General features: G+C 66.9%; 10 protein-coding genes. 7 read left to right on the top strand and 3 right to left on the bottom strand.

Translation table 11 applies throughout. The features are described from left to right. Positions 1-440 precede the first annotated feature (440 nt). Positions 441-872, top strand: coding sequence for a CBS domain-containing protein (locus ACZLIF_RS17880; RefSeq protein ID WP_053518718.1), 432 nt, complete (start codon positions 441-443; stop codon positions 870-872). Between the two features lie 66 nt (positions 873-938). On the opposite strand, the gene ACZLIF_RS17875 is transcribed toward ACZLIF_RS17880, so the two are convergent. Then, the gene (locus tag ACZLIF_RS17875; protein ID WP_053518717.1) at positions 939-1,367 is read right to left on the bottom strand and encodes a VOC family protein; all 429 of its coding nucleotides are present in this window, start codon (positions 1,365-1,367) and stop codon (positions 939-941) included. Positions 1,368-1,514: 147 nt separating this feature from the next. After that, positions 1,515-2,033, bottom strand: coding sequence for a lactoylglutathione lyase (gene gloA, locus ACZLIF_RS17870; protein ID WP_128988990.1), 519 nt, complete (start codon positions 2,031-2,033; stop codon positions 1,515-1,517). A 389-nt stretch (positions 2,034-2,422) separates the two neighbouring features. On the opposite strand from gloA, the gene ACZLIF_RS17865 reads away from it, so the two are divergent. The 5 genes from ACZLIF_RS17865 (at position 2,423) to ACZLIF_RS17845 (ending at position 9,372) form a co-directional block, all read left to right on the top strand. Then, a complete protein-coding gene (locus ACZLIF_RS17865; RefSeq protein ID WP_128988988.1) occupies positions 2,423-2,797 on the top strand; it encodes a CopL family metal-binding regulatory protein in 375 nt (124 codons plus the stop codon). Positions 2,798-2,891: 94 nt separating this feature from the next. Beyond that, positions 2,892-5,606: a TonB-dependent receptor gene (locus tag ACZLIF_RS17860; RefSeq protein WP_080375310.1), complete on the top strand. Its 2,715-nt coding sequence runs from the start codon at positions 2,892-2,894 to the stop codon at positions 5,604-5,606. Positions 5,607-5,661: 55 nt separating this feature from the next. Further along, positions 5,662-6,354, top strand: a complete 693-nt coding sequence (locus tag ACZLIF_RS17855; protein WP_065181783.1) for a PepSY domain-containing protein — start codon at positions 5,662-5,664, stop codon at positions 6,352-6,354. Continuing rightward, the gene (locus ACZLIF_RS17850; protein ID WP_128988986.1) at positions 6,351-8,162 is read left to right on the top strand and encodes a 2Fe-2S iron-sulfur cluster-binding protein; all 1,812 of its coding nucleotides are present in this window, start codon (positions 6,351-6,353) and stop codon (positions 8,160-8,162) included. The genes ACZLIF_RS17855 and ACZLIF_RS17850 overlap by 4 nt, the downstream gene beginning before the upstream one ends. 97 nt (positions 8,163-8,259) lie before the next feature. After that, on the top strand, positions 8,260-9,372 hold the full coding sequence (locus ACZLIF_RS17845) for a PLP-dependent cysteine synthase family protein (RefSeq protein WP_128988984.1): 1,113 nt from the start codon (positions 8,260-8,262) through the stop codon (positions 9,370-9,372). A 602-nt stretch (positions 9,373-9,974) separates the two neighbouring features. Here ACZLIF_RS17845 and ACZLIF_RS17840 read toward each other — a convergent pair. Continuing rightward, the gene (locus ACZLIF_RS17840; RefSeq protein WP_128990397.1) at positions 9,975-10,379 is read right to left on the bottom strand and encodes a hypothetical protein; all 405 of its coding nucleotides are present in this window, start codon (positions 10,377-10,379) and stop codon (positions 9,975-9,977) included. Between the two features lie 169 nt (positions 10,380-10,548). Between ACZLIF_RS17840 and ACZLIF_RS17835 the strand changes: the two genes are divergently transcribed. After that, complete coding sequence (locus tag ACZLIF_RS17835) at positions 10,549-12,579, top strand: M3 family metallopeptidase (protein ID WP_128990395.1); 2,031 nt, start codon at positions 10,549-10,551, stop codon at positions 12,577-12,579. Positions 12,580-12,637 lie beyond the last annotated feature (58 nt).

The following is a 12,637-nucleotide window of genomic DNA, read 5'->3' as shown; positions in this document are numbered from 1 at the left end:
GGCTGCATGGGATGCTTCAGGTGAAGGGGGCCGCGTGGCCCCCTTTCGTTTGCGCCGCTCACAGCGCCAAGTGGGACACCCGCAGGGTGTTCTGTCCGCGTTCGGCAGCAGGCCATCAATCTTTAACGCGCGGCACCGCGCGTGTTCAGCGGCGGTTTCAGCCGCAGTGCCATTCTCTGGATCGTCGGCAGGTTCCCACGACGTACTGTCCTATCGATGCCGTTAGTGACCGAGGATCGCAGTCGTAGAATCGAGCCGACCGAGATACGGGTTGCGTTGCCGGACCCGCCTCGTTCGCGTTGCAGCACCTCGCCTTGCCGATGCATTCCCCATGGGCAGACCGGTGCGCCAGACGTGCGCTGAAAGGTCTGTTCCCGGGGAGGGGGCGAATCGGAAGAGCACACTTTTTTGACTTCAGTGACCTGCAACAGGAAACAAGAATGAACGTCCGCGAACTCCTGCAATCCAAGAAAGAAGCTGTCATCACCATCGATGCGGAAGACACCATCGGTGCCGCCGCCCACAAGATGAGCGCGAACAGGATCGCTGCCCTGGTGGTGATGAAGGATGATGCGCCGGTCGGCATCATCTCCGAGAAAGACATCGTGCGTACCCTGGCTGACGATGGCCCGCAGGCGGGCCGCCGGGTGATTTCCACCCTGCCGTCCACGGGACTGGAAGGCATCGCACCGGAGGCCACCCTGAAGCAGGCCATGTCGTTGATGACGTACTCGCGGCGCCGTCATCTGATGGTCACCGATGGCACGCGCCTGGTCGGCATCCTCAGCCTGGGCGACATCGTGAAGAATCTGCTGGGCGAGCTGGAGCTGGAAAAGGCCGTGCTGCAGGACATCTACATGGCCGCGCATTGACGCCGGCGCAGTAGAAAAAAAGAAGCCGGGCACTGCCCGGCTTCTTCGTTCATGGCATCGATGGAATCAGAACGTCACCTTCACCGAGTCGGCGCTGTAGCGCGCCGGGCCGTGATAGACCACCTCGATGTTGTTGCCATCCGGGTCAAGCACGAACGCGCCGTAGTAGCCCGGATGATAGGGGCGCTCGCCCGGTGCGCCGTTGTCGGTGCCGCCAGCGGCGATGGCGGCAGCATGAAACGCATCGACGGTCGCCGCATCGCGCGCCTGGAATGCCAGGTGGTGGCGTCCGGTCAGCTGGCCGGCAGCGGCTTCGCTGCTGGCGGTGGAAATGAACAGCTCGTCAGCCCAGAAATAGTCCGGCCCTTCGCCGGCAACCGGAATGCCGATCGTGTCGAATACCGCCTGGTAGAAACGGCGGCTGGCCGGCAGGTCGCGCACCACCAGCTGCAGGTGATCGATCAATCGACCGCGGTGCAGTTCCATAGTTTCCATGCGTACCTCTACAGAAAAGGGGACAGTGTGGATAGCGCCGGGCCGCGCCCGGCGAGCGCGCAGCGCGGCCTGCTTCCCGTGCGATGAATATCGGAGCAAGGCCGCCGGGCATGGCCTGGCGCCAGCGCAATTGTGCCCCTTTCCGGATCAGGCGTTGGCGATGATTTCCACCCAGTAGCCGTCAGGGTCCTTGATGAAGGCGATGTTCTTCATGCGACCGTCGGTCAGGCGCTTCTGGAACGGCACGCCCAGATCTTCGAAGCGCTGGCAGGCAGCTTCCAGCTCGGGCACCGAGACGCAGATGTGGCCGAAGCCGCGCGGATCGCTGTTGCCGTCGTGGTAGACCGGGCCATCCAGGGCTTCAGTGCCGTGGTTGTGGGTCAGCTCCAGCACGCCCGGCAGGCCGGCCATCCACAGGCGGCGCTCGGCATCGTCTTCCGGCACCACGGCGCCGGACGGCACGTAGGCCAGGAAATACAGGCTGAACTGCGCTTCGGCGAAGTCACGCTTGTCGATCAGCCGGTAGCCCAGCACGCGGGTGTAGAAGTCCAGCGAGGCGGTGATGTCCTTCACCCGCAGCATGGTGTGGTTGAACACGAAGCCGGTGGTTTCGGCCGGGGGCTGGGCGGCGACGCCGGGGACCTGTTGGAGGGAAGAAAGGCTCATGATTCGCGTCCTGTCAGCAATGGGGGGAAATGACCCGCGGAGAGTGGCTGGAAGTTGCATCTGAAACCGGCAGTTGCCGGAACCCGCACTTCGCTTGCATCCTCGTTGTCGATCTGGGATCGTCGGGTCATGTTGCAGCGCAGGATAATCGGTGTGCGTCCGCAATGGGATGAGCGCTTCCGCAACGCCGGGTGAAATGCCTGCAACCAGAGCAGTACGGCGCGGCAGTGGGACGCAGGGGAATCCGGCAGGGATGGCGAGACGCCCGCGCATTGTCGCGGGCGGTTGACAGCCCGTTGCCTGCCGCGCTAATGATTGTATGTATATACAAATAACCGAGGGTCTTCAGGGGTCCCATGCCTTACCGCCGATGGCTGCCGCTGCTGCTGATGGCCGTGCTCCTCTTCGAAGGTGTCTTCGGAGCGTGGGCGGGGACGCGCATGGCGCTGCCTGGCGGGGACGCTGCAGGCTCCGCGGGCCGGGCGATTGCGGGCTGCCAGGCAACACCGCGCAGCGCGGCACCGGCGTCGGGCCACACCCGCCATGATCAGGCGCCGGTGGCCGCCGGCGACGTGCACAAGGATCACTGCAGCTGTGTCGACGCGGCCGGCTGCGACTGCCGCTGCCTGTTGAGTCTCTACCCTCCGATGCCATCGCTGCTGCTGCCCAGCGCCCATCCGCGCATCGCGCTGGACATTGCGCTGCCGGCACTGATCCTGCCTGCCAGCAAACTTTCCCGCGTATTCCGACCTCCCATCGCCTGAGCGGCTGTCCCCGCGTCGACATGACGCCGTCGTGTCCCTTTGCCCGAATCGTGGCGGGGGCACCCAGAGACAGTATTCCTGCGGGAGAGAGAACATGTATCTGAAGTCCAATGCCATGGCTGCGGCCATCGGCAGTCTGCTGTGCGTCTGCGTTGTCCACTCCGTCGCCGCGCAGGATGCGCAGTCGCCCGATGCGAAGGCACGCACGCTGGATACCGTGCAGGTGACCGGCAGCCACATCAAGCGCGCGCAGCTGTCAGGCGTCGGCCCGGTGAGCGTGGTCGATGCCGAGGCCATCGAACGTTCCGGCGCCACCTCGGTGGAAACCCTGCTGCAGCGCCTGCCGGCCTCGGCAGGGTTCGCGGGCAGCCAGAGCAATGCGTACTGGGCCGAGAACGGCTACGGCACCACCCAGGTCAATCTGCGCGGTCTCGGCATCAACCGGACCCTGGTCCTGCTCAACGGCCGGCGCATCGTCAATGGCGGCACTGGCGCCAACAGTTCGGTCGACCTCAATGTCATTCCGGTCTCACTGATCGAGCGCGTGGAGGTGCTCAAGGACGGTGCATCGGCAATCTATGGCGCCGATGCGGTGGCTGGCGTGGTCAACATCATCACCAAGCAGGGATTCGAGGGTGCCGAAGCGGTGGTGCGCTATGGCCAGACCAGCCAGGGCGACGGCGAGGAAACCTCGGTCGATGTCAGCTGGGGTGTCAGCAGCGAACGCGGCTCGCTGATGGCTGCGGTCAGCTACTTCGACAGCGGCGCGGTCAACATGGCCTCGCGCGCGCCCTGCGGCCTGATCGAATCCGATGGCCGGCTGGTCTGCTCCGGCAGTTCGTCCACCATCGGTGGTCGTGCACTGCTGGCGGATGGCCGACGGGTCAACTTCAACCAGGTGCCCGGAGGCGACGGCGATTTCTACGAGCCCTATTCGGCGGCCAAGCACAACTACAACGGCAATCCCACGCTCAACGCGGTCAACCCGATCGAGCGGCTCAGCCTGAGCGTGTTCGGCGACAGCCAGTTGAATGACAGCACACGCGCGTTCATCGAAGCGATGTACACCAACCGCCAGTCCAGGCAGCTGGCGACCTCGGGTGGGCTGGGCGTCTACCGGCCGATCAACATCGCCGCCGACCATCCGACCAATCCCACCGGGCAGGATCTGCTGCTGCAGCGCCGGCGCCTGGAAGAGGCCGGTCCCCGCCACTTCTTCCAGGAGACCGACACCTACCGGGTGGTAGCGGGCCTGAAAGGCCAGTTCGGCACCAGCTGGGACTGGTCGGTGGCCTTCAACTGGGGGCGCAACACCGGCGTGGATGGTTCGGACAATGTCGCCAACCTCGATCGCGTCGACCAGACGCTGGACCGGTCCCTGTGCAGTACCGCGCCCGGCGCAGCGATTCCCTGCGGCGACTATCTCGGCTACGGGGACCTGAGCCGTGACGTGCTGGATTACATCCTGTACACCTCGCGCGATACCGGCGGAAACGAGCAGAAGAGCTTCACCGCCAATCTCAGCGGGCAGATCTTCGAGCTGCCGGCAGGCTGGGTGGGATTCGCCGCGGGCGTGGAGGTGCGCAGGGAGCGCGGTTGGCGTGATCCGGATCCGTTGACCGTGCTCGGCATCGGCAACACCAACCAGCAGGATCCGATCGCCGGGCGATACACGGCCAAGGAAGCGTACATGGAGCTGGCGGTGCCGCTGCTGCAGGACGCGGTCATCGCAGATTCGCTGTACCTCAACCTGGCCGGCCGCGTGTCCGACTACGACCTGTTCGGGCGCGACTTCAACTACAAGGCCGGGCTGGACTGGCAGGTCAGCCCTTCGCTGAAGCTGCGCAGCACCTATGCTACGGCATTCCGCATTCCCAACATCCCCGAACTGTTCGGTGGCGTGTCCGAGGGCAACCTCACCACCACCGACCCCTGCAGTGGCTGGAGCGGACTGCCGGCCAGCTCGATCGTGCGTGCGAACTGCCAGGCCGATGGCGTGCCGGCTGGTTACGTGCAGCCGGGCAATACCATCCTGACCACGTCCGGCGGCAATGCGGATCTCGAGCCGGAAGATGCGACCTCCTTCACCGCCGGGGTGGTGTGGACACCCACGTTCGCACCCGGGCTGACGCTCACCCTGGACTACTACCGCATCCGCATCGAGAACGCGATCCAGCGTATCGCCGGCTCCACCAAGCTGGCCATCTGCTACAACACTCCGTCGCTGGCGCATCCGTTCTGCGACGCCAGCAACTTCACCCGCGACCCGCGCACCGGCGAAGTGAACTACCTCTCATCGCAGCCGGTGAACACGGCCGATGAGCAGGTCAGTGGCTACGACCTGGGCGCACTCTACGAGTTCAAGCCGTGGGGCATGGACGCCAGCATCAGTGCCGACATCTCCTACCTTCAGCGTTATGACGTGCGCCCGTATGCCGGAGCAGAGGTGATCACGTATGCCGGCAGGATCACCGGCGGCCGTGGCAGCTATGCCAAGTGGCGTGGACTGATGTCGATGAACGCGTCCCGTGGGCAATGGTCCGGTACCTGGACCACCCAGTACATCGGCCGGGCCGACGACATCAATGCCGCGCGTGGCGACATCGGTGATCATGCGCCATCGGTGTTCTATCACAATCTCCAGCTCAGGTACGCGGTCAGCAAGGCGCTGGATGTGGCGCTGGGCGTGGACAACGTCTTTGATCGCTCGGCGCCGTTCATCCAGAGCTATACCGACGCCAACACAGACACCATGACCTACGACCTGCTCGGTCGTCGCTGGTATGCACGCATCGGCTACCGCTGGTGATCGCACGCGCCCCCGTCGCCTGCGGCGGGGGTGCTCCGCAAGGGAGACAAGGTAGATGAAACCCGCATTCTGGGCGCGCCGCGCCCATAAATGGATCGGACTGGTGATCGGTGTGCAGGCGCTGTTGTGGATGCTCAGCGGGGTCTACATGACCGTGGTGCCGCTGCAGGTGATCCATGGCGACCACCTGGCCCATGTCCGTGGCGAACCGCTGGCGCCGGTGCATGATCGGGTCGGCGTCGATGTGCTGGCCGCGCGTTATCCCGGCCTGCAGTCGTTCCGCCTCAAGCGGCTGCTGGAGCGTGAGGTCTACGACGTGCAGCGCGGACCGGAACGCTTCCTGGTCGATGCCCGCAGTGGAGAGCGCCTGCCGCGGCTGGACCGGGATGGCGCCATCGCGCTGGCCACAGCGCTGTACCAGGGCGCAGGTGAGGTCGCGCGGGTGGAATGGGTGACCCGTGCGCCGTCGGAAGTGAAGACGCGACCGGTACCGATGTGGGCCGTCCATTTCGCTGACCGCGGAAGCACCACGCTGTACCTGTCACCGGACAGCGGTGAACTGCTGGCGCGCCGGCACAGCCTGTGGCGCTGGTTCGATTTCCTGTGGATGTTCCACATCATGGACTACGAGCAGCGCACCGACGTCAACAATGGCCTGCTGCGCGTCGCATCGGTGATCGGGCTGGCATTCGGCCTCAGTGGCGTGTGGCTGCTGTTCTACAGCTTCGGCCAGAGGAGGCGCGCATGACGCCGTGGCTGCGCCGGCTGCACAGGTGGATCGGGGTGCTGGTGGGACTGCAGTTCCTGGTCTGGCTCGGCAGTGGACTGGGCATGAGCCTGCTTGACCCGGACCGGATCGCCGGCACTTCGCAGCGGGCTGCGCCCGCGGCGCCCTTGGCATGGCCGGCAGATACCGTCTCACCGGCCGATGCGCTGCGTGCTGCGCGGTGGCCGGCCGCGACCCTGGACAGCGGCTGGCTGCTGCAGGCGCCGGTGTATCGACTGCAGTCAGCGGAAGGCACCGAGGTGATCGATGCGCGTGATGGCAGGCGCATCACCATCGATCCGGTGATCGCGCTGCGCGTCGCGCAGGCCGCCTACCGTGGCCAGGGCGTGCCCGCAGCGCCGGTGCATCTGGCGCACAGTCTGGAGACGCGCGGCCATCCCGACGCGGTGTGGCGGGTGGACTTCGGCGATGCGCAGGACACCACCGTCTACGTCTCCGCCGACAGCGGACAGGTGCTCGAGCATCGCACCGCAACGTGGCGGCTGTTCGATGTGTTCTGGATGCTGCACATCATGGACTACGCCGCGCGGGCCAACTTCAACAATCCGCTGGTGGTGGGGATGGGGCTGGGGGGGCTGTGGATGGCCTTGACCGGCGCGTGGCTGCTGCTGGCGAGCGTCCGCCTGCATGAGTTCGTTCCACATCGATGGCGCAGCCGCCGGCAGTTGGCAGTGTTCGCCCCAGGAGGCACGCACCTGCGCACGGTGGCTGCGGCGCAGGGGGACAGTGTTTACCTGGCGCTGGCCCGCGAAGGCGTGAACCTGCCCTCCAACTGCGGCGGCGGGCAGAGCTGTGGACTGTGCGAAGTCCGGGTCCGTGGACAGGCCGGAACCCCTTCCGCCGCAGATCGGGCGCACCTGGCCGGATCGCGGCTGAAGGTCGGCTGCCGGCTCGCCTGCAACCTGCAGGTGGGGGCGGATATGGAGATCGAGGTGTCCGGCGGTGCCAGCCTGTGGACCGAGCATGAGGCAACGGTCGAGCGGATCGAAGCGGTGACCCCGTTCCTGCGCGAGATCCACCTGCGTCCCGACCAAGCCGCCGACGCACTCTATCAACCCGGCTGCTACCTGCAGCTGCATGTGCCCGAATACGAGTTGCCCCGTTCCGCGCTCTGGCATCCGGACGAACACCGGCAGGACTGGGCACCGTTGGCCCTGCCGGAAACCTTGCACAACAAGGCGGCGGTGCGTCGTTCGTACTCGCTGGCGATGCCGGTTGCCGCCGAAGCGGGGCGCCTGGTGCTGCTGGCCCGGTTCAGCCCCGGCTGGCAGCAGGGCAAGCGGCATCCGCCGGGCAAAGGGTCCAGCTATCTGTACGCGTTGCGCCCCGGCGATCCCGTCCGCTACAGCGGACCGTTCGGTGATTTCGCGCTCAGCGGCGTGTCCCGGGAAAAGATCTTCATCGGAGCCGGCGCCGGCATGGCACCGCTGCGGGCGATGATCGAACATCGGCTTTCCGAGGGAGGGCAGGAGCGCATCCACTACTGGTACGGTGCCCGCAGCGACCGCGATTGCCCCTACATGGCGCAGATGCAGGCCCTGCAGGCAGCGCACGCGAACTTCAGCTGGCATCCCGTCTGGTCCGGGCAGGGAACTGGCCGGCGCGTGCATGACGCCATCCATGAGGATCTGCTGCAGCGGCATCCGGATCTTTCCGGCTGCGAGTTCTACCTGTGCGGGCCACCACCGATGCTGGCCGCGACCCGGCAGCTGCTGCAGCGGCTGGGGGTGACGGAAGAGCGGATCGCATACGACGATTTCAAGATCTGAAGTGGAGGCGCCGTGGCCGTGCAGGGCGGCCGCGGCGCCCGTTGCAGCGGTGCGGGCGGAGTAGAATGCGCAGCTGTACTCACCGAAGTGGCGTTCCATGTCCCAGCGCGCCTGGGTGGCTGCGGCCATCCGCAAGATCGAAGCCGATTTCAACCGGTCCGCCGATACCCACCTGATCCCGATGGCGCTGCCCGGGTTCGAAGGCATCGATGTCTACCTGAAGGATGAATCCAGCCACCCCACCGGCAGCCTCAAGCACCGCTTGGCGCGTTCGCTGTTCCTGTACGCGCTGGCCAACGGCTGGCTGCGCGAAGGGCGGCCGGTGATCGAGGCGTCGAGCGGCTCGACCGCGGTGTCCGAAGCGTATTTCGCACGCCTGCTGGGGCTGCCCTTCATCGCGGTGATTCCGGCCACGACCTCGCCGGAAAAGATCGCTGCCATCGAATTCCATGGTGGCCGCTGCCACCTGGTCGAGCGCGCCTGTGATCTCAACTGCGAATCGGAACGGCTGGCGCGCGAAACCGGCGGTCACTTCATGGACCAGTTCACCTACGCCGAACGGGCCACTGACTGGCGCGCCAACAACAACATCGCCGAGTCCATCTTCAAGCAGATGGCCGAAGAGCCCAGCCCGGTACCCGAGTGGATCGTGTGCAGCCCAGGCACCGGCGGCACTGCGGCCACGCTGGGCCGCTACGTCAGCTACCGGCGGCACGACACCCGCATCCTCTGCGCGGATCCGGAGATCTCGGTGTTCTTCGAGGGCTACCAGGCGGCGGTGGCGGGCGAGCAGCAGTGGCGTGACCTGACCTGCAGCGGTGGCTCCCGTGTGGAAGGCATCGGCCGACCGAGGGTGGAGCCGAGCTTCATTCCAACCAGCGTCGATGCGATGGTGAAGGTGCCGGATGCATTGAGCCTGGCAGCCATGCGCCACGTCAGCCGGCAGCTCGGTCGGCGCGTGGGAGGCTCCACCGGCACCAACTTCATCGGTGTGCTGCAGGCGGCGCAGTGGATGCGCGAAGCCGGCCGCCACGGCAGCATCGTCAGCATCCTGTGCGACAGTGGCGAGCGCTACGCGCAGAGCTATTACGACCCGGCGTGGTACGCACGACAGGGCATCGATGTGGACGCTGCCGATGCGCAGCTGGCCGCGGCGGTGGCCGGGCAGGGCCTGCCTGCGCTGCCGTGCTGCAGCCTGGAAGCGCTGTAAGCCTGCGCTGCGTCCGCCGGGCATGGCCCGGCGCTACCAGAGCCGGTCGACCGCGGTAGCGCCGGGCCACGCCCGGCGAGCGCAGCGGCGCATCAGGGCCCGTCGATCCCGGTAGCGCCGGGCCACGCCCGGCGAGCGCAGCGGCGTATCAGAGCCCGTCGATCCCGGTAGCGCCGGGCCACGCCCGGCGAGCGCAGCGGCGTATCAGAGCCCGTCGATCCCGGTAGCGCCGGGCCACGCCCGGCGAGCGCAGCGGCGTATCAGAGCCCGTCGATCCCGGTAGCGCCGGGCCACGCCCGGCGAGCGCAGCGGCGCATCAGGGCCCGTCAACCGCGGTAGCGCCGGGCCACGCCCGGCGAGCGCAGCGGCGCATCAGGGCCCGTCAACCGCGGTAGCGCCGGGCCATGCCCGGCGAGCGCAGCGGCGCATCAGAGCCGGTCGATCGCGGTAGCGCCGGGCCATGCCCGGCGAGCGCAGCGGCGCATCAGGGCCCGTCGATCCCGGTAGCGCCGGGCCACGCCCGGCGAGCGCAGCGGCGTATCAGAGCCCGTCGATCGCGGTAGCGCCGGGCCACGCCCGGCGAGCGCAGCGGCGCATCCCGATCAGTATCCCGCCGCAGTGAACGCGTCGAGCACCACATCGCGCAGCGCATCAGGCAGCGCCTCGATGTCCATCGCGCGATCATCCAGGTGCAGCCGTGGGTCCAGGCTGCTGATGCGGTCCTGGGCCAGCGCCTGCAGCCACAGCAGCACGCAGATCACGAACTCGCGCTCGTGCCCCGGGTGCAGGTGGCGGGCACCGCGTTCGATCACCTCGAACGGGTACCACTCCTGCTCATCGTTGAGGATGCCGCCCTGCTGCATGAGCACCTGCAGCTGCTGCAGATGGCGCGGGGCATCATCGCCGGGATCGCACAATGTGGCGATCCAGGACAACTCCTCCGCGCTGGCAGACAGCGCCAGCGACCGGGCCGGCAATGCGGTTGCAACCTGAGCCAGACCTTCCATGTGGGGCCTCTATCGGCATGTTCCGCTGCGGACTCCCCCGCAGCCAGAGCTTCCGCGCGACACCGTAAGGCCGACGTGAATGATCGGCGCGCCCCCCTTGTCTGCGGCCCCGGCCAGCGCCATATCCACTGGGCTGCCCGCCCCTCGGGCCCGTAACTGGAGATCTGCCGTGACCGCTGCCAACCCCCTGCTCGATTTCTCCGGCCTGCCCCGCTTCGAGGCGATCCGCCCCGAGCACGTGGCGCCGGCGCTGGACGTGCTGCTGGCCGAGGCCGAGGCCGCCGTCAACGCAGCCGAGCAGGTGCAGCCGGTCCGCTGGGACACCTTCGTGGTCCCGCTGGACGATGCCACCGAGCGGCTGTGGCGCGCCTGGGGCCTGGTCGGCCACCTGCAGGGCGTGGTCAACACGCCGGAACTGCGCGAGGCCTACAACAGCAACCTGCCGCGGGTGACCCGCTTCGCCAGTGCGCTGGGCCAGAACCTGGCGCTGTACCGCCAGTACCAGGCACTGGCCACCGGCCCGGAGGCGGGGTCGTTCGACGAGGCCCGGCGCAAGGTGCTGGACAATACGCTGCGCGACTTCCGCCTGGGGGGCGCGGAGCTGGCGCCGGACGCCCAGCAGCGGTTCGCCGCGATCAAGGAAGAACTGTCGGCGCTGTCCGCGAAGTTCTCGCAGAATGTGCTGGACGCCACCGATGCGTGGTCGTTGATCGTGGAAGACGAAGCACGCCTGGCCGGCGTGCCGGACGACGTGAAGGCTGCCGCGCGTGCGGCAGCGGCGAACGATGGCAGGGACGGTTGGAAGTTGACGCTGCAGATGCCGTGTTACCTGCCGGTACAGACCTGGGCCGAAGATCGTGACCTGCGCGAGATCCTGTACCGGGCCAGCGCGCAGCGCGCTTCCGAATTCGGCGATGACGCGTTGGACAACAGCGGCAACATCGACCGCATCCTGGCCCTGCGGGCCGAACTGGCCGCACTGCTCGGCTTTGATTCCTACGCCGACTACTCGGTGGCCACCAAGATGGCGCAGGACCCGGCCGAAGTGCTGGGCTTCCTGCGTGACCTGGCGTCGCGCGCCAAGCCGTTTGCGGCCAGGGACCGTGCCGAACTGGAGCAATTCGCGCGTGACCACCTGGGCATCGACAGCCTGCAGGCCTGGGACCTGGCGTTCGCGGCCGACCGCCTGAAGCAGGCGCGCTACAGCTATTCCGAGCAGGAGGTGAAACAGTACTTCACCGAGCCGAAGGTGCTGGGTGGATTGTTCTCGGTGATCGAGCAGCTGTATGGCCTGCGCGTGCAGGAGGACAGCGCGCCGGTCTGGCACGAGGACGTACGCTTCTTCCGCCTGGTCGATGCGCGGGACGCGCTGGTAGGCCAGTTCTACCTGGATCTGTACGCCCGTGAGGGCAAGCGCGGCGGTGCGTGGATGGACGATTGCCGCAACCGGCGCGAGCGTGCCGATGGCAGCGTGCAGACGCCGCTGGTGTATCTGGTGTGCAACTTCGGTCGCGGTGCCAGCGGCAGGCCGGCTACGTTCAGCCACAATGAAGTGACCACGCTGTTCCATGAAATGGGCCATGGCCTGCACCAGCTGCTGACCCGCATTGGTGAGCTGGGCGTGGCCGGCATCAATGGCGTGGAGTGGGATGCGGTGGAGCTCCCCAGCCAGTTCATGGAGAACTTCTGCTGGGAATGGGACCACCTGCAGCGCATGACTGCGAACGTGGAGATGGGTGAACCGCTGCCACGGGCGCTGTATGAGCGCATGCTGGCCGCGCGCAATTTCCACAGCGGCATGGCGACTGTCCGCCAGCTGGAGTTCGGTCTGTTCGACATGCTGCTGCACAGCCAGTTCGAGCCCACGCAGGACAGTGTGCTGGCACTGCTGGAGCGCGTGCGCGGCGAAGTGGCGGTGAATCATCCGCCAGCCTGGAACCGCTTCCCGCATCAGTTCAGCCACATCTTCGCCGGTGGCTATGCGGCCGGCTACTACAGTTACAAATGGGCCGAGGTGCTCAGTGCCGATGCCTATGCGGCGTTCGAGGAAGCACCGCAGGCATTGGCCGCCACCGGTGCGCGTTTCCGCGACGAGATCCTCTCGCGCGGGGGCAGCCGTCCAGCGGCCGAGAACTTCAAGGCCTTCCGTGGCCGTGCGCCGCAGATCGATGCGCTACTGCGCCATTCGGGCATGGCGTAAGCCGCTCTGGTAGGTGCCAACCTTGGTTGGCACTTCCTGGCAATGGTGCGGACCAAGG

Source organism: Stenotrophomonas sp. 2201_Sma, assembly GCF_056486685.1.
The sequence above is the reverse complement of the archived record's forward strand: the minus strand, read 5'-3'. Positions and strand labels throughout refer to the sequence as shown.

What these genes read in the sequence shown, in the direction of transcription:
- ACZLIF_RS17880 (WP_053518718.1), top strand. Translation starts at nt 441, where the DNA reads ATGAACGTCCGCGAACTCCTGCAATCCAAGAAAGAAGCTGTCATCACC.
- ACZLIF_RS17875 (WP_053518717.1), bottom strand. Translation starts at nt 1,367, where the DNA reads ATGGAAACTATGGAACTGCACCGCGGTCGATTGATCGATCACCTGCAG.
- gloA (WP_128988990.1), bottom strand. Translation starts at nt 2,033, where the DNA reads ATGAGCCTTTCTTCCCTCCAACAGGTCCCCGGCGTCGCCGCCCAGCCC.
- ACZLIF_RS17865 (WP_128988988.1), top strand. Translation starts at nt 2,423, where the DNA reads ATGGCCGTGCTCCTCTTCGAAGGTGTCTTCGGAGCGTGGGCGGGGACG.
- ACZLIF_RS17860 (WP_080375310.1), top strand. Translation starts at nt 2,892, where the DNA reads ATGTATCTGAAGTCCAATGCCATGGCTGCGGCCATCGGCAGTCTGCTG.
- ACZLIF_RS17855 (WP_065181783.1), top strand. Translation starts at nt 5,662, where the DNA reads ATGAAACCCGCATTCTGGGCGCGCCGCGCCCATAAATGGATCGGACTG.
- ACZLIF_RS17850 (WP_128988986.1), top strand. Translation starts at nt 6,351, where the DNA reads ATGACGCCGTGGCTGCGCCGGCTGCACAGGTGGATCGGGGTGCTGGTG.
- ACZLIF_RS17845 (WP_128988984.1), top strand. Translation starts at nt 8,260, where the DNA reads ATGTCCCAGCGCGCCTGGGTGGCTGCGGCCATCCGCAAGATCGAAGCC.
- ACZLIF_RS17840 (WP_128990397.1), bottom strand. Translation starts at nt 10,379, where the DNA reads ATGGAAGGTCTGGCTCAGGTTGCAACCGCATTGCCGGCCCGGTCGCTG.